Origin of the sequence: Pseudarthrobacter sp. NIBRBAC000502770, from assembly GCF_006517815.1 — a bacterium.
Taxonomy (GTDB): Bacteria; Actinomycetota; Actinomycetes; order Actinomycetales; family Micrococcaceae; genus Arthrobacter; species Arthrobacter niigatensis.
In genome coordinates, this window is sequence record NZ_CP041198.1 from 540,123 (window position 1) to 559,632 (window position 19,510).

Annotated in this window: 22 protein-coding genes; 10 read left to right on the forward strand and 12 right to left on the reverse strand. The window is 66.4% G+C overall.

Annotated features, from left to right (window positions below; genetic code table 11):
• Positions 1 to 65: 65 nt before the first annotated feature.
• Entirely contained in the window at positions 66 to 404 is a 339-nt protein-coding gene (locus tag NIBR502770_RS02870; RefSeq protein WP_210418905.1) for a hypothetical protein, read from the reverse strand.
• Positions 405 to 487: 83 nt separating this feature from the next.
• Positions 488 to 964: a hypothetical protein gene (locus tag NIBR502770_RS02875; RefSeq protein ID WP_246839753.1), complete on the reverse strand. Its 477-nt coding sequence runs from the start codon at positions 962 to 964 to the stop codon at positions 488 to 490.
• 316 nt (positions 965 to 1,280) lie between these two features.
• Between NIBR502770_RS02875 and NIBR502770_RS02880 the strand changes: the two genes are divergently transcribed.
• Complete coding sequence (locus tag NIBR502770_RS02880; RefSeq protein WP_141180977.1) at positions 1,281 to 1,985, forward strand: hypothetical protein; 705 nt, start codon at positions 1,281 to 1,283, stop codon at positions 1,983 to 1,985.
• 74 nt (positions 1,986 to 2,059) lie between these two features.
• On the opposite strand, the gene NIBR502770_RS02885 is transcribed toward NIBR502770_RS02880, so the two are convergent.
• Together NIBR502770_RS02885 and NIBR502770_RS02890 are read right to left on the reverse strand one after the other, a co-directional pair.
• Positions 2,060 to 2,830, reverse strand: a complete 771-nt coding sequence (locus NIBR502770_RS02885; RefSeq protein ID WP_141161269.1) for an alpha/beta fold hydrolase — start codon at positions 2,828 to 2,830, stop codon at positions 2,060 to 2,062.
• 85 nt (positions 2,831 to 2,915) lie between these two features.
• Positions 2,916 to 3,308, reverse strand: a complete 393-nt coding sequence (locus NIBR502770_RS02890) for a TfoX/Sxy family protein (RefSeq protein WP_141161268.1) — start codon at positions 3,306 to 3,308, stop codon at positions 2,916 to 2,918.
• A 234-nt stretch (positions 3,309 to 3,542) separates the two neighbouring features.
• Here NIBR502770_RS02890 and NIBR502770_RS02895 point away from each other — a divergent pair, with 234 nt between their 5' ends.
• The 6 genes from NIBR502770_RS02895 to NIBR502770_RS02920 all read left to right on the forward strand — a co-directional run bounded on the left by NIBR502770_RS02895 (position 3,543) and on the right by NIBR502770_RS02920 (position 7,772).
• Positions 3,543 to 4,043 carry a hypothetical protein gene (locus tag NIBR502770_RS02895; protein ID WP_141180978.1) on the forward strand — a complete coding sequence of 167 codons (501 nt, stop codon included), beginning with the start codon at positions 3,543 to 3,545 and terminating at the stop codon, positions 4,041 to 4,043.
• Positions 4,044 to 4,053: 10 nt separating this feature from the next.
• Positions 4,054 to 5,280, forward strand: a complete 1,227-nt coding sequence (locus tag NIBR502770_RS02900) for an Nramp family divalent metal transporter (RefSeq protein ID WP_141180979.1) — start codon at positions 4,054 to 4,056, stop codon at positions 5,278 to 5,280.
• Complete coding sequence (locus tag NIBR502770_RS02905) at positions 5,277 to 5,687, forward strand: hypothetical protein (RefSeq protein WP_141161265.1); 411 nt, start codon at positions 5,277 to 5,279, stop codon at positions 5,685 to 5,687. The genes NIBR502770_RS02900 and NIBR502770_RS02905 overlap by 4 nt, the downstream gene beginning before the upstream one ends.
• Entirely contained in the window at positions 5,674 to 6,021 is a 348-nt protein-coding gene (locus tag NIBR502770_RS02910; protein ID WP_141161264.1) for a PRC-barrel domain containing protein, read from the forward strand. Before NIBR502770_RS02905 ends, NIBR502770_RS02910 begins: the two co-directional genes overlap by 14 nt.
• Before the next feature lie 202 nt (positions 6,022 to 6,223).
• Entirely contained in the window at positions 6,224 to 6,427 is a 204-nt protein-coding gene (locus tag NIBR502770_RS02915; protein ID WP_015936345.1) for a cold-shock protein, read from the forward strand.
• 430 nt (positions 6,428 to 6,857) lie between these two features.
• The gene (locus NIBR502770_RS02920) at positions 6,858 to 7,772 is read left to right on the forward strand and encodes a plastocyanin/azurin family copper-binding protein (protein ID WP_246857378.1); all 915 of its coding nucleotides are present in this window, start codon (positions 6,858 to 6,860) and stop codon (positions 7,770 to 7,772) included.
• An 80-nt stretch (positions 7,773 to 7,852) separates the two neighbouring features.
• Here NIBR502770_RS02920 and NIBR502770_RS02925 read toward each other — a convergent pair whose 3' ends face one another.
• Together NIBR502770_RS02925 and NIBR502770_RS02930 are read right to left on the reverse strand one after the other, a co-directional pair.
• A complete protein-coding gene (locus NIBR502770_RS02925) occupies positions 7,853 to 8,464 on the reverse strand; it encodes a gluconokinase (RefSeq protein ID WP_141180980.1) in 612 nt (203 codons plus the stop codon).
• The gene (locus NIBR502770_RS02930; RefSeq protein WP_141161262.1) at positions 8,464 to 9,870 is read right to left on the reverse strand and encodes a gluconate:H+ symporter; all 1,407 of its coding nucleotides are present in this window, start codon (positions 9,868 to 9,870) and stop codon (positions 8,464 to 8,466) included. Before NIBR502770_RS02930 ends, NIBR502770_RS02925 begins: the two co-directional genes overlap by 1 nt.
• Positions 9,871 to 10,091: 221 nt before the next feature.
• Here NIBR502770_RS02930 and NIBR502770_RS02935 point away from each other — a divergent pair, with 221 nt between their 5' ends.
• Complete coding sequence (locus NIBR502770_RS02935) at positions 10,092 to 10,955, forward strand: SDR family NAD(P)-dependent oxidoreductase (RefSeq protein ID WP_141180981.1); 864 nt, start codon at positions 10,092 to 10,094, stop codon at positions 10,953 to 10,955.
• Between the two features lie 13 nt (positions 10,956 to 10,968).
• Here the strand turns inward: NIBR502770_RS02935 and NIBR502770_RS02940 are convergent, their stop codons facing one another.
• The 4 genes from NIBR502770_RS02940 to NIBR502770_RS02955 form a co-directional block, all read right to left on the reverse strand.
• Positions 10,969 to 11,538: a hypothetical protein gene (locus tag NIBR502770_RS02940; RefSeq protein WP_141180982.1), complete on the reverse strand. Its 570-nt coding sequence runs from the start codon at positions 11,536 to 11,538 to the stop codon at positions 10,969 to 10,971.
• Positions 11,539 to 11,702: 164 nt separating this feature from the next.
• Positions 11,703 to 13,397: a phospholipase C gene (locus NIBR502770_RS02945; protein WP_141180983.1), complete on the reverse strand. Its 1,695-nt coding sequence runs from the start codon at positions 13,395 to 13,397 to the stop codon at positions 11,703 to 11,705.
• Between the two features lie 56 nt (positions 13,398 to 13,453).
• Positions 13,454 to 14,473 carry a DUF6454 family protein gene (locus NIBR502770_RS02950; RefSeq protein WP_141180984.1) on the reverse strand — a complete coding sequence of 340 codons (1,020 nt, stop codon included), beginning with the start codon at positions 14,471 to 14,473 and terminating at the stop codon, positions 13,454 to 13,456.
• Between the two features lie 129 nt (positions 14,474 to 14,602).
• Positions 14,603 to 16,015 (reverse strand): PLP-dependent aminotransferase family protein, encoded by a 1,413-nt coding sequence (locus NIBR502770_RS02955; protein WP_141180985.1) that lies wholly within the window; start codon positions 16,013 to 16,015, stop codon positions 14,603 to 14,605.
• Here NIBR502770_RS02955 and NIBR502770_RS02960 point away from each other — a divergent pair.
• Both NIBR502770_RS02960 and NIBR502770_RS02965 read left to right on the forward strand, forming a co-directional pair.
• Complete coding sequence (locus NIBR502770_RS02960) at positions 16,014 to 16,940, forward strand: DMT family transporter (protein ID WP_141180986.1); 927 nt, start codon at positions 16,014 to 16,016, stop codon at positions 16,938 to 16,940. The genes NIBR502770_RS02955 and NIBR502770_RS02960 overlap by 2 nt on opposite strands.
• An 18-nt stretch (positions 16,941 to 16,958) precedes the next feature.
• The gene (locus NIBR502770_RS02965; RefSeq protein ID WP_141180987.1) at positions 16,959 to 17,579 is read left to right on the forward strand and encodes an FMN-binding negative transcriptional regulator; all 621 of its coding nucleotides are present in this window, start codon (positions 16,959 to 16,961) and stop codon (positions 17,577 to 17,579) included.
• 21 nt (positions 17,580 to 17,600) lie between these two features.
• Here NIBR502770_RS02965 and rlmC read toward each other — a convergent pair whose 3' ends face one another.
• Positions 17,601 to 18,728 carry a 23S rRNA (uracil(747)-C(5))-methyltransferase RlmC gene (gene rlmC / locus NIBR502770_RS02970; RefSeq protein WP_141180988.1) on the reverse strand — a complete coding sequence of 376 codons (1,128 nt, stop codon included), beginning with the start codon at positions 18,726 to 18,728 and terminating at the stop codon, positions 17,601 to 17,603.
• A gap of 92 nt (positions 18,729 to 18,820) precedes the next feature.
• Positions 18,821 to 19,345, reverse strand: coding sequence for a hypothetical protein (locus NIBR502770_RS02975; protein WP_141180989.1), 525 nt, complete (start codon positions 19,343 to 19,345; stop codon positions 18,821 to 18,823).
• Positions 19,346 to 19,510: the final 165 nt, after the last annotated feature.

Consider the following 19,510-nt stretch of genomic DNA (forward strand, 5'->3'; position numbering starts at 1 on the left):
TCATCGGTTCGACGCCCTCCCCGGCTGCCCTCTCCCTGCAGCCGCCCCTCTGGAAGGAACCACATTTATTCATCCAGCACTTGTGGCCGCCACTCCATGCCCGGCGCTGTGACGGTGGATTCCGGAGCCTCCCGGGGGATGCTGCAGACAACGCAGATGGTGTTGTGTTCCGGACCAGTCACCCATTGGTGGGACTCCTCCAGACGGTATTCATACCGTCCGCCGAGCTCCTGGAGCCGGTTCAGCGCCACGCTGGCATTTTCCCATGAACTCCAGAAGCCCACTAGCCCGCCGTCATCCCTGGAAATGGCGTTACACCCGCCGTCGCCCAGCCGGGCCGCGGCGCCCAGGCCTGCCGGGTAGTCACCGCCATACACCGCCCTGTATTCGTCCTCGGTTGCCATGTACTCACCACCCCGTCCCGGATCAGGCGGCCTTCTTTTGCGGTGCGAGGAATACCTCCAGCGCCTGGAGCGTGGCCACGGCATCATGGAACGCCGGGTTTTGGTGCGGGTGCAGGCGGTCCAGCAGGCCGCCGTTGTGCTGGAGGCGGCGCCGCGCGGTGCGGACGGCACGGACGGCGAGGTCGAGGTCTTCCGGGCGCCGTGGCAGGGGCGATGTTCATGCACTGGATCGACGCAAGGGCAACGGCCAGGACGTTCGCGTCGAGCTGCTGCCCGGCTGCGCGGTGGCCGCGCAGCCGGGAGGCAAATGCGTCCCAAATGTCCCGCGCTGCCGTCCGTGCCACCTCTGTCCGGGCCTGGTTCGCCGGCAGCCCCTGGTCCAGGAACTCCTGATAGAGGGAATCGAACCGGACGGCCAGCTCTTCGGCTTCCTTCCCGGACCCACCGGCAGGGGCTGATTCGGAGATGAAGTTGGAAGGGTGGAGCAGCATTGCGCGCCGGTGCGCTGCTTCTGCCTGCGGCAATCGGGCGGGACGGAACGTGAGGATGTGAGCGGACATGCCGGTCCTTTCAAAATCCAGGCGGCCGGATGCGGCTGCGCACCGGCGGGCATCCCAGCGGATGCCTCCGGCGGAAAGTCACTGGGGGTACGACGGGCTGCTCTTGCCCCGCACTGAGGGGACTTGGATGCTGCCCCCACCAGAATGCCAAGCGACCGCAGTCCGGCTATAGGGCTGAAGGTCCTGTCATCGCAGGGAGTCCCGCCACCGATCAGGGCGGACGGGGGCTTAATGCCCTGTTGTGGGCTTTGGGGCCGCCCTAGCCTGAGATAGGCAGCGCGGTGCACGGCCGCATGCCGGAACCGGGAGGTGCACGGTGAAATCTGCAAACACCAGCGTCATCGCGGGCGTGATCCTCATTGCCCTGGGCGTGCTGTTGCTCCTTGACCGGCTGGGCGTCATGGACACCGCGGCATTCACGGCGCCGCTGATCTTCACGGCCGTGGGGGTTCTGTTCCTGTCCCTGTTCATCCGCCGCCGGGAGAACTGGTGGGCGGCCATCCCCGGGTCCGTGTTCCTAGGCCTGGCAGCGGTTGTCGCCGCCACCCAGCTCACAGGGGGTGCCTGGGGGGCTGCTTTCCTGTTCCTTTTCATGGGTGCCGGATTCGCGGCCGTTTTCGTGCGCGAGCGTACCAACTGGTGGGCACTGATACCTTCCGGCGTCATGTTCACGCTGGCGCTCATCGTGGGCCTCCCGCCGCAACTGCAGGGAACGCCTACCGCAGCCATCCTCTTCCTCGGCCTGGCCGCAACTTTCGGGCTGCTGTCAGCAGTCCCGGTCCACACCACGGACACCGCCGGCAGCCATGCGGAGCGGATGAGGTGGCCATTGATCCCGGCCGGCATCCTCGCCGTCATGGGGCTGATCTTCGTTCTCCAGGCAACGGCGCTGCTCATTCCGGTGGACGTTGCCTTCCCTGCGGTGATGATCCTCGCCGGCCTCGCCCTCATGGTGTACGCGTACCTGGCTCACCGCGACGGGCGGCAGAAGGCGCACCGCCCGGGACCGCGCGCAGGCTAGAGGACCCGCCCCGCCAGATGGCAGGTCACGGCAAGCGCATTGCCGCCAAATGCGATCTCGCGGGTCAGTGCGGGCTAGGAAAGTGCCTGCGCCCCTGCCCGGTCCCAGTGCGCTCGCAGCAGCGCCGCGACCCGTTCGGGTTCCGCACGGTGCGGGGGATCGAAGTGGTGCCGTCCGGGAAATACCTCCAGCCGGTAATCGGCGAAGACGCGGGACAAGCGGGCGGCGTTGTCCCCCTGCTCATCCGGGCTGCTCATGCCGCCGAGGACAAAGAGCACCGGCTTTTCGAAGGCAGCCAGCCGGCTGCGGTCCAGGTCATATGTTTCGAACGCGTGCAGGAACGCGCTGATGCCCGCCGGCCGCTTGGCCATCCATGGCGGGGGTGGGCCGGGCGGCGGAGGCGGCAGGACGGCGTCGGGCTTCACCTGCAGCCGCATGAAGGATGCCATGAATTGCTCCGGCGGAAGGGCCGCCAGTTCACCGTACCGGTGCCACAGCCGCGTGTGCTCGGGGCTCCAGTCCCAGGCGCCCGCCCAGGCCGGCTCCAGCAGGGCCAGGCTCAGCAGCCGTTCCGGGTGCCGGGCTGTGAGCGCCAGGGCCGCTGCACCGCCACCCGAATAGCCCAGCAGGTGGAAGGCATCCCAGCCGCGGGCGTCCGCCTCGCGGAGCACGCCGTCTCCCTCTGTGTCCAGGCTCCAGCCAGGCGGTGGCGCGTCATCTCGGTAGAGCTCCAAGTCCTTGGCCACGGCATCAACGCTTTCTCCCAGGGCTCCCAGCAGCGCGCCATAGGCAGGACCGGCGGGCAGGACACTGCCGGGAAGCAGGATCACGCGGTACGGTTCCACGACAATGGCTCCTTCAGGCGGCCCGTCAGCCGCGCGCTGCCAGATGTGCTGGTTTCCTCCCGGGGTGTTGCCGGGGTGGACACGGCTACCCGCCCGTCCGGGGCGGCCGGGTAGCGCGGGCCTTGGGCTCCTTGGCCGGCAGGGAGCCGACGTAAGCCAGCGCCTTTTCGGCCCATGCCCGCGCCCGGGTTTCGTCGCCGTCGCCCTCTTCATTCCACACTTCGGGCAGGCCGGTGTACCCGCCCATCGGTCGCTCTGCGGGCCCAAACGGCACGGTCCGTTCGGAGGACTCCAGCACTTCCTTGTCCTCCCGGGAGAGCTTCACGCCAATGGTGGATCCGAACAGCCCGGCGAACATGTTGCCGTTGACGAACGCTCCCAGGTTGCCGAACATCGGCTTGACCACCACTCCGGGATGGTCGGGGACCACGCGGCGGAACCGCGCTTTTTCTTCCTCGGTTGCCTTGGGCATCTCCATGGCTTTGCCTCCCGTCGGCGGGGTTTGTCCGCAGGATCTGGATGCAGGATATGCCCGTTTGGCGGTGGGGTCGAGGGGCCGTTCACGGAGGTCCCCGGCAGGCAACAAATCCTGCTCTGAACAGGTCAAACTTCCCGGGCCGGTGCTATACCTGACCATAGGCAACTAATTGGAGCTGCCTGGCGAAGGGCGGATTCCGAGGACCCGGTCTTTCCCGGAAGGTTGGAGGCAACGGTGCTGGCAAATCCAGCTCCGGGGCCGGCCGGGCGCAGCACGCACCCGGGCCGGACGAACGTGGGCGCGCTGGCCCCCGCCGCGTCCGCCCTCCTCGGCGTGGCCCTCCTCACCGGCTGCAGCAGCGGCATCACCGAGTCGGTGTCCACGGCCGTCAAGGACAGCTCCTCCGCCGTCGCCACCGCCCGGATCGCCCTCCGCCAGGACATGGCCGGCAAGCTGACGCGTGCCGCCACCTCCACCACGCTTGACGACGGTCTCAAGGAACTCCAGTCCAGCCGCAGCACCGTCCTGAAGCTCTCCCCGGCCACCACGGTGGACCGCGGCACCCAGAGGCAGGCATTGGATGCGCTTGACCAGTGCGCCGCCGGCTTCGCCACGGCGCGTGCGGCGTTGGCAGCGGGCGACGGCGGCACCCCCTCCCTCGCGGACGGTGACAAAGCGCTCGCGGATGCCCAGGACGTCCTGAAGCAGCTCGAAAGCACGGTGGCGTCCCCGTGAAGGCCCACCCATGAAACGGCTCCTCCGCGTCGCACTCGGGATCCTCACCGCGATTGGCGGGTTCGTGGACATCGGAGACCTGGTAACCAACGCCGTCGTGGGCTCCCGCTTCGGCCTGTCCCTGGTGTGGGTGGTGGCCCTCGGCGTGCTGGGGATCTGCCTTTTCGCCAACATGTCCGGCCGGGTGGCTGCCGCGTCCGGCCGGGCCACGTTTGAGGTGATCCGCGAACGGCTCGGCGCCCGGGCCGGGCTGGCCAACCTGGCGGCGTCCTTCCTGATCAACCTCATGACCGTGACGGCGGAGATCGGCGGCGTTGCCCTGGCGCTCCAGCTGGCCAGCAGCGTCTACTACCTGCTCTGGATTCCGGTGGCGGCGCTGGCCGTGTGGCTGGTGGTATGGCGCGTCCGGTTCTCCATCATGGAGAACGTCACAGGCCTGCTGGGGCTGACCTTGGTCATCTTTGCGGTGGCACTGTTCCTGCTCAAGCCGGACTGGGGCTCGCTGGCCGGGCAACTCACTCCCGCGGTGCCGGAGCAGGAAACGGTGTGGACCTACAGCTACTACGCCATCGCCCTGTTCGGCGCCGCGATGACCCCGTACGAGGTGTTCTTCTTCTCCTCAGGCGCTGTGGAGGAGGGGTGGACGGTGAAGGACCTGCTCCAGGAGCGGATCAACGTCCTGGTCGGATTCCCGCTTGGCGGCTTGTTGTCCGTGTCCATAGCCGCGTGCGCCGCCGTCGTCCTGTTGCCCGCCGGCATATCGGTGACGTCGCTGTCCCAGGTGATCCTGCCTGTGGCGGAGGGCGCAGGAAAGATCGGCCTGGCGCTGGTCCTGCTGGGGATCGTGGCGGCGACTTTCGGCGCAGCCCTGGAAACCACGCTTTCCAGCGGCTACACCCTGGCCCAGTTCTTTGGCTGGTCCTGGGGCAAGTTCCGCCGCCCGGCGGAGGCCGCCCGCTTCCACCTGTCCATGATTGTGTGCCTGCTGGTGGGCATCGCGGTGCTGGCCACCGGGGTAGACCCCGTGCTGGTCACCGAGTACTCGGTGGTGTTTTCCGCCATTGCGCTGCCCTTGACCTACCTGCCCATCCTCATCGTGGCCAACGATCCGCAGTACATGCGCGAGCATGTGAACGGACGGGTGGTCAACGCGCTGGGCATGGTCTACCTGGTGATCATCCTGGTGGCCTCCATAGCCGCCATCCCCCTCATGATCGTGACAGGAGCTGGCGCATGACAGCCCAGCCTGGCCCGCTGCGTCCCGCGCCGAAAGTGGCCGGGCGGATCCTGGATGCGCAGCTGCACCTGCTGGACCGGCAGGTTTTGGACCACGACGGCGTTCCGGTCACCACCGTCGACGACCTCGAACTGGCAGGCCCTGCCGTGGATGATGCCATTGAGCCCGGAACACCCGCGCCTGTCCTTAGTGCGCTGCTGACCGGGCCGGTCCTGGGGACGCGCGTCTTCGGCGGCAGGCCGCCGTCGTCCCGGCTGATCCGCATTCCCTGGAAAGACGTGGCGGAGGTGGGCGTAGTGGTTCGGCTGGGCGTCAGCGGAGAGTCGCTGGATGCAGGCTGGGTGGAACGTTGGGTACGGGACAAGATCATTGCGCGCATCCCGGGAGGCCGCCATGATCCTCGGTGACCTGCTGGGCAATACCGTCCAGGATGCCGACGGCGGGTGGCTGGGCCGCGTGGCCGACGTCCGGTTTGCGTTGGACGGCACCGCGCACCAGCTGATGGCCGAGCCGCGGCTGCTGGGCCTGGTCATCAGCCCGCACAGCGCGGCATCTTTCCTGGGCTATGAACGGAACGGACTCACCCGGCCGTGGCTGCTGGCTCGAATGCTCCGGTGGCGGCACCGCGGCGCGTTTCTGGTGCTTTGGGAGGACATAGCGGTGGTAGGCGCAGGCTCCGTCCGGCTCCGTCCCGGGTACACCCGCTACAGCACGGCACTGCAGGATGCGGCGGAGGCGTGATCCGGACCCGGCAGGCATGCAATTAGGTATGCGTCAAATCTCCTGTACTCTAGATCCTGTTGTTGTGTTTATGCAGTTGGTAGTTCAGGCAGTACGCGCGGTCGAAAGTCCGTGTTCTTCTGAAGTAGCGGTTTTTGAACACCCCACGCCGGAGGGCCCGAAAGTCGGGACGTTCCCTCCACCTTCACGAAGGACAAAATTAATGGCTACTGGTACCGTCAAATGGTTTAACGCTGAAAAGGGCTTCGGCTTCATCTCCCCGGACGACTCCTCGCAGGACGTGTTCGCGCACTACTCCGCGATCAACTCCTCCGGCTTCCGCTCCCTCGAAGAGAACCAGAAGGTTTCCTTCGACACCGAGCAGGGCCCCAAGGGTCCCCAGGCCACCAACATCCAGGCTCTCTAATCTCCTAGGGATCCGGGACCGTTAGGTTTCCAAGCAGGGCTTGCCGTTCATCGGCAGGCCCTGCTTTTTGTTAAACCGGCAATGGCATCCGGCTAATATTTCCTCCTCGACAAAGGACTGTTGAAGGAGCAATCTATTAGGTGCGTACGTACGCAGCGTGCCAATCCCACGCCTACGGCGGCGTTTGGAAAACTCCAATGACGCGGCACCAGATGGGGTGGTGCATGTCCGGCACGTAAGTCGGCCGGCACCAGCTGACCGCGCTCCCCGGCATCGGCAGCTGGCACCTTCACTCCGAAAACAGCGGCCCGTCCGGCCAGTTGTCCACTGCGTTGGACCGGCTGCAGCTGTTCATCGCCTCTGGCCGATGGCAGTTCGAGAAAGCATTCCTATGAAGAATAATCGGGGAATCAATCCAAGATTCAAGATATTGTCGTTCATCGTTGCATTCGCTGTTTCACTGCTGGCCTCCATGGCCGTCGCGGGACCGGCCTCGGCCGGCGAGGGGGGCCACCGGACCTGGCACGTGCAAGTGGGCTCTGAGTCCAGCGACCAGGAAATCCAGGGGATGGCGTTCCTTCCCTCGGAGATCTTCATCAACGAGCGGGACACCGTCATGTGGCACGCAAACGCTGCGGAGATCCACACGGTGACCTTCCTGGCGGCGGGCCAGCCGCTGACGGACTTCAATCCATTCGATCCAAATGAACTGCAGCAGCGCGGAAAGGACTACTACGACGGGCAGTCCTACTACAACTCGGGCATCATGGCCAACGTGGACGTACCGGGCTTCCCGGCCGTCAAGGACTACAGCCTGACGTTCCCGCGCGAGGGTAACTTCACCTACTATTGCCTGGTCCACGGAAAGATGATGAAGGGTACCGTCCACGTGCGCGACCGTGGCACCGATTACCCCTACAACCAGGGTGACTACAACAGGGCATCCAGGGTACAGGCGCAGTCCATCATTCGTGACGGCGAACAGCTCGACGAGTCGCTGGCCGAGCAAGCAAGCAACCACAAGGTCATGGCGGGCGGTGACGACGGCGTGGCGATGGTCATGCGCTTCGTCCAGCCAACAGTGACGGTGCACCGTGGTGACTGGGTGACTTTCGCGAACACTGGCATGGGCGCTCCCCATACCGTCACTTTTGGCAACGAGCCGGCGAACATTTTCGCCCCGTCCGGCGACCCGACGGATTTCTCGGGCGGCGACCTCAGTTCGGGAATCCTGCTGCCGGGCGCGGTTTTTAAGGTGAAGTTCCAAACGGAGGGCACCTTCAAGTACATCTGCGCACTCCATGACTACATGGGCATGGTGGGCAAGGTGATTGTCGTCGACTGATGAAATCTGGTTACGTGCCCGGCTGGAGCGTCTGTTCCAGCCGGGCACGCCGGTGCTGCCGCCTGCCGGCGCGGGCAGGCCTACGCGCCGGCGGTGTCCCCGGGCTGCCCCGCCGCGGATGACCGGCCGGGGTGGGGGTGGCCCAGTGCGGTTGAACCGGACGCCGGTGAGAGGCCCAGGCGCCTGACGACTTCTGCGGCTTCTTCGGCGGGAGTGCGCCCGACATCCACCACGATGGTGTTCTCGTCCGGCCCCGGCGGCTCAAGCGTGGCGATCTGCGAATCCAGCAGGGACGGGGGCATGTAGTGGTCCATCCGCGCCGTCAGCCGGCGGCCGATCTGTTCCTTGGAACCGGACAGGTGCACGAAGACGACGTTTTTCTCGCGGAGCCGGTCCCGATAGATCTTTTTCAAGGCCGAGCAGGTGATGATGCCGGGGATGCCGGCCATCGTGTGCTCGATGATCCACGAGGCAATCGTGTCCAGCCAGGGCCAGCGGTCCTCGTCGGTCAGCGGGATCCCGGAAGCCATCTTCGCCACATTTTCGGCCGGGTGCAGGTCATCGCCTTCCTCCAGGTCCCAGCCAAGCTGGCCTGCCAGGATACCCGCCACCGTCGACTTGCCGGACCCGGATACGCCCATGATGACCAGGACCGGCTGCTGGACGGAGCCGGGAGTGATCGCGGCGTCCATCAAGGGATCACCACGGACAGGATCATGACCAGCGCGAACCCGACCACGGAGATGAGGGTTTCCATGACGGACCAGGTCTTGAAGGTCTGGCCAACGGTCAGGCCGAAGAGTTCCTTGACCAGCCAGAAGCCGGCATCGTTCACGTGGGAGAGGAACAAGGAACCGGCGCCCACAGCGAGGACCAGCAGGCCTGCGTGCCCGGGGGAGAGGCTTGCTGCGAGGGGCGCTACGATGCCTGCCGCCGTCACCGTTGCCACCGTGGCTGAACCGGTTGCGAGCCGGATAGCCACTGCGATGAGGAAGCCCAGGACCAGGACGGAGATATTGGCTCCGGTGGCCCATTTGGCAACCGCATCGCCCACTCCGGCGCCGATGAGGGTCTGCTTGAAACCGCCACCTGCGCCCACGATCAGGATCACGGCTGCGATGGGCCCGACGGAGGCGCCGATCTTGGCTCCGATTTTGGTGCCGGTGAAGCCGACGGCGTAGCCGAACGTCACCAGGGCCAGCAGTACCGCCAGGGTCATGGCAACCAACGGTTCACCGATGAAGTCGAAGAAGACGCGGGCCGCGCTTGGGTTCTTGGCGTTGGGGTCAACAATGTCCACCACGGCCTTGAGGAGCATCAGCACCACAGGGAAGACGATGGTCAGCAGGGTGATGAGGAATGTGGGCTGGCGCTTGACGTCGGGGTCGGCCTGGGTGTGCTCGGTATCTATGCCGCCGGCCACCTTCGGGGCATCCACCGGGACCCAGCGCGCAGCGTAAATGGCGAACAGCGGGCCGCAGATGATGACCGTGGGAATGGCGATCAGGAGCCCTAGGGCCAGGGTGATGCCCAACGGGGCGTTCAGGCTGGAGATGGCTACGAGGGGGCCCGGGTGCGGCGGGACGAGGCCGTGCAGGACGGAGAGGCCGGCGAGGGCCGGGATGGCTACGCGCATCAGCTTCCGGCCCGACCGCTGGGCCACCAGGACGATGACGGGCAGCAGCAGCACGAGGCCGATTTCGAAGAACATCGGCAAACCGATGATGACGGCGACCAGGGCCATGGCCCAGGGGAGGACCTTCGGGGAGACTTTGCCGAGCAGGGTGTCCACGACGCGGTTGGCGCCGCCGGAATCTGCCAGGAGCTTGCCCAGCATGGCGCCGAGCGCGATCAGCAGGCCAACTTCTTTCAGCGTGCCCCCCACGCCGTCTTCGAAGTTGCTGATGACCTTCCCTAGTTCAACCCCGGAGGCGAGGCCGACGAACGCCGATCCGAGGACCAGCGACAGGAAGGGATGGAGCTTGAGTTTTACGATCAGGAATACGATCAGCGCTATGCCGATGGCGGCGACTACGACCAGTTGGGTGTCGTGTCCGTTCCACGGCTCTGTGGCGGCGGGAAGGAGAAGGGATTGCATGTTGCTTCCTCGATATGGGGTAGGGCGGCCAACGAAACTGGTGGCTGCCGCAATAAGTATGACGTATGACACCCCAAAAGTGAATAAGTAGGACATTTGCTCCTGCCTGCAGGTGCGCCGGACTGCCCTCCCAACGTGCCGCGACGCCGCCGCGGGGCGGCGGGGAGGCCAGCGCCCGGGAACACCTGCCGTCCCGCCGTCGTTATCCCCCTTGGCGTGCCATGCCGGCGCGCCGCCGGCCAACCAAAGGACACCCCGTGACTGCTCCACGCACCATCGTGATTACCGGCGCCAGCGACGGCATCGGAGCCGCAGCCGCGCGGACGCTGGCCAGGGCGGGGGAGCAGGTGGTCGTGGTAGGCCGTTCCGCTGAGAAGACCCGCGCCCTGGCCGGGGACATCGGCGCCGACTACTACCTCGCCGATTTCGCCCAGCTGTCACAGGTCCGGGACCTTGCGGCGAAAATCAAGGACAAGTACCCGCGCATCGATGTCCTGGCGAATAACGCCGGCGGGATCATGGGCAAGCGGACGCTCACCGTGGACGGCAACGAGTCGACGTTCCAGGTCAACCACCTGGCGCCGTTCCTGCTGACCACCCTCCTCATGGACACCCTCACTGCCAGCAGCGCCAAGGTGATCAACACCTCCAGCGCCGCGAACAACTTCGGCAAACTGGACCTCTTCGACCTCAATGCCGAATACGGATACAGCACCAACCGCGCCTACGGCACGGGCAAGCTCGCCAACATCCTCTTCACTTCCGAACTGCACCGCCGCTTCCATGACCAGGGAATCACGACGGCGGCATTCCACCCGGGCGTGGTCCGCACCAACTTCGCAGCGGAGTCCGGGAGTCCGTGGCGGCACGCCTACACCACCTTGCTGAACCGCTTCATGCTGAGCCCGGACCAGGGGGCCGACACCATGCTCTGGCTCATCAACGGCACCGCAGGAACGGACTGGATCTCCGGCGCCTACTACGCCAAGCGGGCCCTGGCCAAGGCTTCCGCCCAGGCCTACGACGCCGAACTGGCGCGCGGGTTGTGGGAAAAGAGCGAAGAACTGGTCAGGGTCCGCGCCTGAGTCGCTGCGGGTCCTACCGCTCGCAGCCCACTCCGTCGTGGTCCGCGTCCAAGCCGTAGATATCGCGGCCAATGACCTGGACGGGCCCGCGCACGTACGCCGGCCCGTTGCCGCTACCGCCGGCGCAGTCCACATCTGAAGCGATGGGTACGCACCCTGAGTAGTTGGGGTCGCAGCCCGGATTCGTCCCCGGCACGGGCTGGGCCGCCGGCGCGGGAGGCGCGGCGGCCTTGGCGGCCGCTTCCGCTGCGGCCTTTGCGGCGGCCGCGTCCTGGGCTGCCTTGGTTTCGGCGGCTTGCCGGGCTGCAGCCTCTCCAGCGGCTTTGTCTGCGGCATCCTTGTCCGCCGCAGCTTTGGCAGCAGCTGCCTTTTCTGCCGCTGTTTTCGCTGCCTGTTCGGCTGCTGCCTGGTCGGCGGCCGCTTTCGCGGCAGGAGTTGCCGTGGCGGCTTCACTGGCGGGGCTGCCAGCAAGGGACAGCGAAGCCTGGGTTGAGCAGCCGGCCAGCATGAGGACGACGGCAGCCGCGGCGCATGCGCGTCCAAGCGCCGCCCGATGAATGGGAAAATTTCGGAAGGCAGGCATGCGTCCCCCAATGGCGTGTGCTGGATGCGGATGGCACGGCCAGCGTAGCTTCGCCTTCTGGCGGAGAACGGATTAAGCGCACATCTTGAGCCATTAACGGAGGAAGCGCTGCCCGGCTCCTGCCGGGCAGCGCTTCCTCCGTTCATGCTGTGAAGAGGGTTATGTCATTGGCCCGCGGGGTGCCCGTTGTGGGTGATCGAGGCGACCGCGCCTGTCTGCTCGTTGAGCAGGACCTTGTCGTTGCGCTCGTGGTGGAAGTTGAACATTGCCTCCATTGACCCGGCGGTCGCATCGGCCGAGGAGTCGCCGATCTGTCCGGTGTGCCAGTTGTCCTCAATGAACTTCAGGATCGAGGCCTGGTCTGTTTCAGTGTGGTCCACGAAGTTCTTCTTCGCGAAGGGGGAGATGACCACCAGCGGCTGGCGGGGGCCGGGTCCGCAGCGGTCGGCGTAGCCGCCGGCCACGGGGATGCCGTGCGCTGCGGCGTTCTGGCACCATGCGGCGTCGTCGGGGCTGTTGGAGGCGTTCTTCACCTTGGCGGCGACGTGGTCGTACCAGCCATCGGAATCGTCGTAGGCGAGGACGATGGCGGTGTCCTCCCAGTTCTTGGACTGCTGGATCTCGTTGACTGTCTTGGTGACGAAGTTCTGCTCATCGACGGGGTCCGAGTAGGCGGCGTGGCCGTCCTGGAAGTTGGAGGCCTTCAGGAAGGACACGGCAGGCATGTTGTCGCTGTTGACCACCTTGCTGAAGTCGGTCAGGTCGTACTGGTGGTTGGCCTGGCCGTTGTGGCCGATTTCTGCGTCGTTCGCCGGGGCGAGGTGGTGGGGGTTGGCGGTGGAGGCGTAGTACTGGAAGGGCTGGTGGTGCGGGTTGTAGTCCGTGCTGGAGACGCCGGCTACGTTGTTGTGGGTGCCCTTGCAGGCCGCCGGGGTAGTGGCAGTTGCCGCTGTGGTGGGCGCGAAGCCGCCCTGGAACCAGCCCCAGGACACGCCCTGGTCGTTGAGCAGGTCGCCGATGTTCTTGCCGGTCATGCCGGCCAGGTTGTTGGCCTTGGCGTGGCTGTTGTTGGAGCAGTCGTCGTAGACCGGGTCCGGGTCATTGATCATGGTGCCGACGCCGTTGGCGTCCGGGACGCGGACCGTGTAGTCGCTGGCGGTGGGCTTCACCGGCTGGCCGGCGGCGGTGAATTCCTTCACGCCGTGGGTCTGGCCGGAGACCAGGTTCAGCGCGCCAGGGGTTGAGGGGCCGAAAACGGTGCTGAAGTGGTTGTCGCTCATGGCATAGTTCTGGGCGTAGTTCCAGATCCCGCTGACCGTGTTGCCGTCGTAATAGTCCATCGTCAGCCCGGGGCGCCCGTACTGGTTCGGTGCACAGGCGTCCTTGCTGGTGAACTCCACGAATTTATCCATCAGGCCGCCGTTGTACGCCTTCTGCTCGGCCGTGTACTCATGGTCCTGGTCGCAGGTGACAGCCTGCATTGGGGACAGCCGCGCCGGCTGGACGGAGTTGGGGTTGTTCGGGGCCAGCAGGCCAGCGCTGGCGAGGGTGTTGATGTCCTTGGGGGTGTCCTCGGATGCCTTGAAGGCAGCCGCTGCGGTGCCGGTACCCTGTTGGGTTTCGCCAGGAGCGTTGGCCGCGTTGGGGTAGGTGGCGAAGTAGTGGTCAAAGGAGACATTTTCCTGGAAGAGCACCACCACATGCTTGATCGGCGTGGCGGTGTTGCCCTGAGCCGTAACGGCAGTCGCGGGTGCGGCGCTGAAGCCGACGAGTCCGGCCGTCAGGGCTGAAGCGGCGAGTGCTGCCGCGCCGGTGGCGGCTGCAATTCTTTTTCGGGTGGGGGGTGCCATGGATGGCATGGGGTATCCAATCGTTTCAGGTGATGCGGGCGCCGCGGGGAGCGGCGGGTCTGGGGCTATTTGGCCGGGGTGACGTCGGCTTCGTAGGTGAGGATTTCCGTGCCGTTGCCTTCTTCACCGTTGTCCGGGGCCACCGTCATGCTGAGGTGGTTGCCGTCGGCGGTCATTTTGAACGGGTTGCGGGTGGCCACGTGCCCGGCGGTGGACCACTGCTGGAACGGGACCTCGCGGGTCACCTCATGGGACTTCAGGTCGATCATCGCCATGCCACCCAGTTCATAGGTAGCTGCTGTGCCCCCGGCGGAGGGAGTCTGCGGGAGGTTGGTCACTCCGGCGCAGAGCATCTTCGCATTGGGTACGTACTGGCAGTCCTGGTAATCGATGAAGTAGTTCGGGTTTTCCCACGTGGACAATTGCTTGCCCTGCAGGTCCCACTCCGCGAACCGCCGGGAGCCCCAGGTGTTGCCCACCAAGTGTCCGGTCTGCTTGTCCAGGACAATGCCGCCGAAGTGGTCCTTGACTTCGAACTGCTTGTGCACGTCCAGGGTCTGCGCATCAACCTTGTAGATGATGGCGCTGCTGTCCGGCCGGTACTGGGCCACCGGCACCCACACGTTGGTGCCGTCAAAGTCGATGCCACCGGGGTGGTACATGTCGCCCTCGCCAAGGGTGATGTCCTTTTGCAGGTTGCCGGCCTTGTCCATGACGAACAGATGTCCGATGCCCTTGCCGGGCGTGCGGTCGTAGCCGCCCTGCGGAGTGGGGTACTTGGCGGTGGGTTCGAGGATCTGCACGGCCGAGAGGAAGATGTGGTCCTGGCTGTAGGCGATTCCCTCTGTGTGGTAGGTGGGGAAGTTCAGTTTCAGCTTGGACGTCTGCTGCCAGGCGGTGTTGCGGTTGACGGCGTCGAACGCGTTGGCCAGTTCCGTGGAGGTTTCATGGTGGGTTCCGGCGGCTGGGCTGGTGCCCTGCTCCGGGACATTGGCCTGCGCCGCGGCAGCGCCGGCAGCCGCGCAGGCGGCAACTATCAGCGACGCGGCCAGGGTCAGGGCGCGCCGGTTTGGTGTGGAGCTCATGGAGGGGGCCTCTTAAGGTTGGGGTCTCAACAGGAGCTCTCAAGTTACTAATGGGTAATGAACCGGGAGTGGCGGCCCGGTGAACGACGGCTGGCGCCGGGCTAACGGGTTGGCGCGCGGGGCCGGTGCCTAGCCGCTGTTCCGGGCCATGGCCTCGCCAATGATCCGGGCGCCTTCGGGATAGGCGCCCGGGTTCGGGCCGGAATAGTTAAGGCGGATGAACGCTCCGGCGGACTCGGCCGGGAACCACTCGGTGCCGGCGGCGATGATCACTCCGGCGTCCTCGCAGTCGCGCGCCAGCCTGGGAAGGTCGGTGGTGTCCGGGAGGCGCACCCACAGGTTGAGCCCGCCTTTGGGCAGGTTGTCGATGTGTGCCTGCGGGACGTGTTCCCGGATGCTGGTGGCCAGCAGGTCGCGGCGGGACTGGAGCTGCTGGCGGAGGCTCCGCAGGTGGGTCTGCCATCCTGGTTGCGTGACCACGTCCAGTGCCGCAGCCTGCAGGAGTCCGCTGACATACATGGACTCGGCGGCGCGGTGGCCCAGGATGCGTTCGCGCGCCGGCCCGCGCACGATCACGGCGGCAATGCGGATGGCCGTTGACACGCTCTTGGTCAAGGATCTGATGTAGACCACGTGGCCGGAATCATCGCGCGTGGCCAACGGAAGGGGGTTTGAAGTGATGCCGAAGTCGTGGGCCCAGTCGTCCTCCACCAGGAACGCGCCGTGCCGGTGGGCAACGTCCAGGATCTCGTCGCCACGGCCCGGCGCCCACTGCCCGCCCGTGGGGTTGGAATAGTTGGGCTGCACGTAGAACGCCCGCGCTCCAGTCTCCGTAAAGGCGCGGTCAACGTCGGCGGGGTCCGGGCCGTCCGGCCCGGTGGGCACCGGGACCAGCCGCACCCCGGTCTGGGCGGCGGCGAGTATGGCGCCCCAGTACGACGGCGATTCGATGAGCAGCGGCTGCCCGGCGCCCACCAGGGCCCGGAAAATGGAGCTGAGTCCGCTTTGGCTGCCCGGCAGCACGATCACGTCACTGGGCGTTGGTGGCGTGGTCCCGGCCGGGGTTGCCGAGCCGAGCTCCTGGGCGAACCACTGCTGCAGTTCGGGCATGCCGGCGGCAGGTGGCCGGGACAGCGCGGCGTCGCCGCGGGCAGCGCGGGCCAGTGCGGACCGGACCAGCCGCTCCGGCAACAGCTCCCGGTCCGGGTAGCCGGAGTGGAACCAGATGGCCTCGGCGGGGACCGTCCGCATGGTGCCCGACGACGGCGGAAGCGGCGCTGAGGGAGAACGCAGCGCCGCGGTCTGCCAGCCGTAGTCCGACGGGCGGGCGGTGCGTACGGCGCGGACGAACGTCCCGACGCCAGGCCGGCTGTCGATCAGGCCCTGCGAAGCCAGTGCCTGCAGGGCTTTCTGGACCGTCACCGGGCTCGCGTGGTACTCGGCCACCAGTTGCCGGGTGGAGGGCAGTTTCGCTCCCGGGGCCGCTTCCGCAACCCACTGCCGGAGTGCCGCCACGATCCGTGAACTGCTATCGTTGGTCATGAGAGAACATAGTAGCGCTACTGTGCTGGAGAGCCCAGTGATACTGCCCCGGCGGTCTTCCGGGATCTGGTGGGGCCTGATGGGTGTCGCGGCCTTCTCCTTCACGGTTCCCTTCACCAAGGTGGCCGTCGCCGGCCTGCCGCCGTTGTTCATCGGTTCCGGCCGTGCAGTGGCGGCCGCCGTCCTTGCCGCCACAGCGCTCGCGATCACCCGGCAGCGGCTGCCGCGCCCACGCACCTGGCCGCGCCTTGCGCTCGTGGCCGGCGGCGTCGTCGCAGGCTTTCCTTTGCTTACGTCCTACGCACTTACTGCGGTGCCGGCCGGACACAGTGCCGTGGTCATTGCGCTCCTGCCCGCCGCCACGGCCACTGCCGCGGTGCTGAGGACGGGGGAGCGGCCAACGGCGGCCTTCTGGGCCGTGACTGTACTCGGCTCGTTGGCAGCGGTTGGCTTCGCCTTCCTGCAGGCAGGCGGTATCGGCCACCTGCACTGGGCGGACCTCCTGCTGCTCGGGGCCGTGGCCTGCGCCGCCGTCGGATATGCGGAGGGTGGCCTGCTGGCCAGGGAACTCGGCTCGTGGCAGACCATCGCCTGGGCGCTGGTCCTCGCCGCGCCGGCCATGCTGGTCCTGGCCGCGGCCTCCGTCCAGGGCCAGCCGCCGTCGGCCAGTCCAATCCAGTGGGCGGCGTTCGGCTACCTTGCCGTGGTGAGCATGTTCCTTGGCTTCTTCGCCTGGTACCGGGGGCTGGCGATCGGCCCTATGGCACAGGTGAGCCAGATCCAGCTGCTTCAGCCCATCCTGAGTATCTGCTGGGCCGCGCTCCTGCTGGGGGAGGCACTGACGTGGACCACCGCCATCGGCGCCCTTGCCGTCACCCTCTGTGCCGCAGCGGCCGTCCGCGTCCGGCTCAAGCCAACCGCCTGACCACCTGAAAGGACTCCCATGTACATTCCTTCCCATTTCGCCGCCGAACCCGACGCCGTCCGGAACCTGTTGGCGCACCCCGGCGCTGCCAACCTGGTGACCATGACCGACGGCGGCCTGCTGGCAACGCTGCTGCCCTTCGCGTTCAATCCGCAGGTGGGGGAGCACGGTGCCCTCCAGGCGCACATGGCCCGGAACAACCCGCAGTGGTCCACTGCGCCTACAGGTGAAGCGCTGGCCATCATCCAGGGCCCGGACGACTACGTTTCTCCGTCGTGGTATGCCTCCAAAGCCGAACACGGCCGGGTGGTCCCCACCTGGAACTACAGCACGGCGCACGTCTACGGGGAGCTGGTGGTCCATGACGATGCCGGCTGGCTGGCACGGCACGTCCGGCACCTGACGGCCTTGCATGAGGGCGGCCGGCAGGATCCGTGGGCCGTTGACGACGCTCCGGGGAAATTCGTCGCCGGGCAGCTGCGCGCGATCGTGGGCGTGGAGCTGGTGGTCAGCCGGATCGAGGCGAAGGAGAAACTGAGCCAGAACCGCTCCGCAGCCGACGCCGCGGGGGTGGCGGCGGGCCTCCGGTCGATCGGGCGCGAAGCCGGTGCGGCCGCCGTCGAACGCGTCCGCACCTGAGCCCGGGGCTACCGGACGGCGCTAGGCCGTCCGTTGCAGCAGCACCATGACCTCGTAGTGCGTGGTCTGCGGGAACATGTCCAGGACACGGGCACGCCGGGCGGTAAAGGAAGGGAGCGCGGCCAGGTCACGGGCCAGCGACTGGGCGTTGCAGCTGGAGTACACCACGTGCTGCACGTCCGAGGACTCCAGCCAGCCGCACAACTCCTTGCCGATGCCGCGCCGCGGCGGGTTCACGATCACCAGGTCCGGTGACCGCTCCGCCGCGAGGGCGAACGCGGTGGCGTCGCCGGCCTGGAACTCCATGCCTGCCAGGCCAGCCTCGTCACTGCTGAGCCGGGCCGAGGCGATCGCCTCGCTGCTGGTCTCGATGCCGGTGACTGTACGGGACGGGGCAGCGCTGTGCAGCGCGAAACCGCCCACGCCGCAGTACAGGTCCCACACCGAGGCCGGCGCCAGCTCGTTGACCCACTCCCGCCCCTGCCGGTACAGGGCCGCGGCCATGCCGGTGTTGGTCTGGAAGAAGCTCTGCGGCCGCAGGTGCAGGTTGATGTCATTGACCCGCATCTCCAGGGTGGACTGCTCCGTCAGCAGGATCTCGCGGTCGCCTTCGAGCACCGCTTTGTGCTCCGGGAGCAGGTTGACGGAGACCACCTTGACCTGCGGCAGGTCGGCCAGGAGTTCGGGGAGGTGCTTCCGGATCCGTGGCAGGGTCTGCTCGGAGCGGAGGACCAGGCGGAGCATCACCTCACCGGCGGGGGACTCGGTGATGATGACGTGCTTGAGTTCCCCGGTGCGTTTCGGAACGTCGTAGGGGGTCAGGCGGAGGCGGCGGATGTAGGTGGCCAGCACCGGGAAGACGGCGCGCAGGCCGGGGGAGCAAACGCCGCATTTGCGCAGGTCCACGCCGTGCCCGTCAGCGTCGAGGATTCCGATGGTGGGGTTTTGTGCCGTCCCGCCGATCACCATCTTGGCTTTGTTGCGGAAGCCGGACTCCTGGCTGGCCACGGGCTCCAGCCACTCCAGTTCCGTGTGTCCGGCGAGGAGGGTCTGGCAGTGCAGCTGCTTGCCGGCCAGCTGTTCGCCGTACGGCCTGCCCATGTGGGTGCAGGAGCGGCAGGTGCCGGCATCAAAGTAGGAACAGCGCATGACTGAACAAGTTTACCCGGTCGCCTTCCCAGCCAGGACGGGAAGGTGCGACGACGGCACTTGGGGAAGTGCCGGCGTCGTCCGTTGTGCCATCACTTAAGGGCGTCGCAAACGTCAAGTGCCCTGCCCGTTGTGCTCACCAATTTGAAGGTGCCCATTGTGTCGATCGTGTACACGATCTTCCCGGTGTACTGGGTTGTGGTCGGGCCTGCGGGAACATCGGTGGGGAACATGATCAGCCCGTTGTGCCCAGTGGCCGTCACCGTTATGGTCCCGTCAGGGTTGAACTCGGTACTAGTGACGGAGCCATCCGTCCTGACGCTGATGGATTTTCCCGCGACAGGGTTTACAGGATCCGGGCCGTAGTTGGTGTAGGTATTCAACGTTCCCTTTCCGGCCTCAAGCAGCCTGACCTGGTTTCCATTCTTGTCAAAGAATTTCTTGACCACCAGATTGCCATCGCTCCGGGACAGGCCAAGGGCGAAGCCAGGACATCCTAGGCCGGGATCCAGGATGACGTCTGGAGGCACGTCGGCAGTCGCTGCCGGCACGGGGATCACAATTGCCGCCGCGGCAAGGGTGGCCGGGACCAGCGTGCGCATCATCGTCGATTTCATCGGAGTTCCTCTCATTTTTGCGGATGGGCACTGCAACCATCCCGCATGGGACTTAAGCGATCCTTAATTGGCTTGCGGGCTCTGGACCGGGGCCAGCACCGGGAGCATGATTGGGGTTGATGTGGCGCGCGTCATCCGCGTCGCCACGGGCAGGCGCTGGGGCCG

Bases quoted from the DNA above. Each gene is read 5' to 3' on its own strand.
- NIBR502770_RS02935 (WP_141180981.1), top strand. From the start codon at position 10,092: ATGCCGGCGCGCCGCCGGCCAACCAAAGGACACCCCGTGACTGCTCCA.
- rlmC (WP_141180988.1), bottom strand. From the start codon at position 18,728: ATGCGCTGTTCCTACTTTGATGCCGGCACCTGCCGCTCCTGCACCCAC.
- NIBR502770_RS02890 (WP_141161268.1), bottom strand. From the start codon at position 3,308: ATGGAGATGCCCAAGGCAACCGAGGAAGAAAAAGCGCGGTTCCGCCGC.
- NIBR502770_RS02945 (WP_141180983.1), bottom strand. From the start codon at position 13,397: ATGCCATCCATGGCACCCCCCACCCGAAAAAGAATTGCAGCCGCCACC.
- NIBR502770_RS02925 (WP_141180980.1), bottom strand. From the start codon at position 8,464: ATGGACGCCGCGATCACTCCCGGCTCCGTCCAGCAGCCGGTCCTGGTC.
- NIBR502770_RS02950 (WP_141180984.1), bottom strand. From the start codon at position 14,473: ATGAGCTCCACACCAAACCGGCGCGCCCTGACCCTGGCCGCGTCGCTG.
- NIBR502770_RS02965 (WP_141180987.1), top strand. From the start codon at position 16,959: ATGTACATTCCTTCCCATTTCGCCGCCGAACCCGACGCCGTCCGGAAC.
- NIBR502770_RS02910 (WP_141161264.1), top strand. From the start codon at position 5,674: ATGATCCTCGGTGACCTGCTGGGCAATACCGTCCAGGATGCCGACGGC.
- NIBR502770_RS02900 (WP_141180979.1), top strand. From the start codon at position 4,054: ATGAAACGGCTCCTCCGCGTCGCACTCGGGATCCTCACCGCGATTGGC.
- NIBR502770_RS02915 (WP_015936345.1), top strand. From the start codon at position 6,224: ATGGCTACTGGTACCGTCAAATGGTTTAACGCTGAAAAGGGCTTCGGC.
- NIBR502770_RS02960 (WP_141180986.1), top strand. From the start codon at position 16,014: ATGAGAGAACATAGTAGCGCTACTGTGCTGGAGAGCCCAGTGATACTG.
- NIBR502770_RS02940 (WP_141180982.1), bottom strand. From the start codon at position 11,538: ATGCCTGCCTTCCGAAATTTTCCCATTCATCGGGCGGCGCTTGGACGC.
- NIBR502770_RS02870 (WP_210418905.1), bottom strand. From the start codon at position 404: ATGGCAACCGAGGACGAATACAGGGCGGTGTATGGCGGTGACTACCCG.
- NIBR502770_RS02975 (WP_141180989.1), bottom strand. From the start codon at position 19,345: ATGAAATCGACGATGATGCGCACGCTGGTCCCGGCCACCCTTGCCGCG.
- NIBR502770_RS02930 (WP_141161262.1), bottom strand. From the start codon at position 9,870: ATGCAATCCCTTCTCCTTCCCGCCGCCACAGAGCCGTGGAACGGACAC.
- NIBR502770_RS02875 (WP_246839753.1), bottom strand. From the start codon at position 964: ATGTCCGCTCACATCCTCACGTTCCGTCCCGCCCGATTGCCGCAGGCA.
- NIBR502770_RS02905 (WP_141161265.1), top strand. From the start codon at position 5,277: ATGACAGCCCAGCCTGGCCCGCTGCGTCCCGCGCCGAAAGTGGCCGGG.
- NIBR502770_RS02955 (WP_141180985.1), bottom strand. From the start codon at position 16,015: ATGACCAACGATAGCAGTTCACGGATCGTGGCGGCACTCCGGCAGTGG.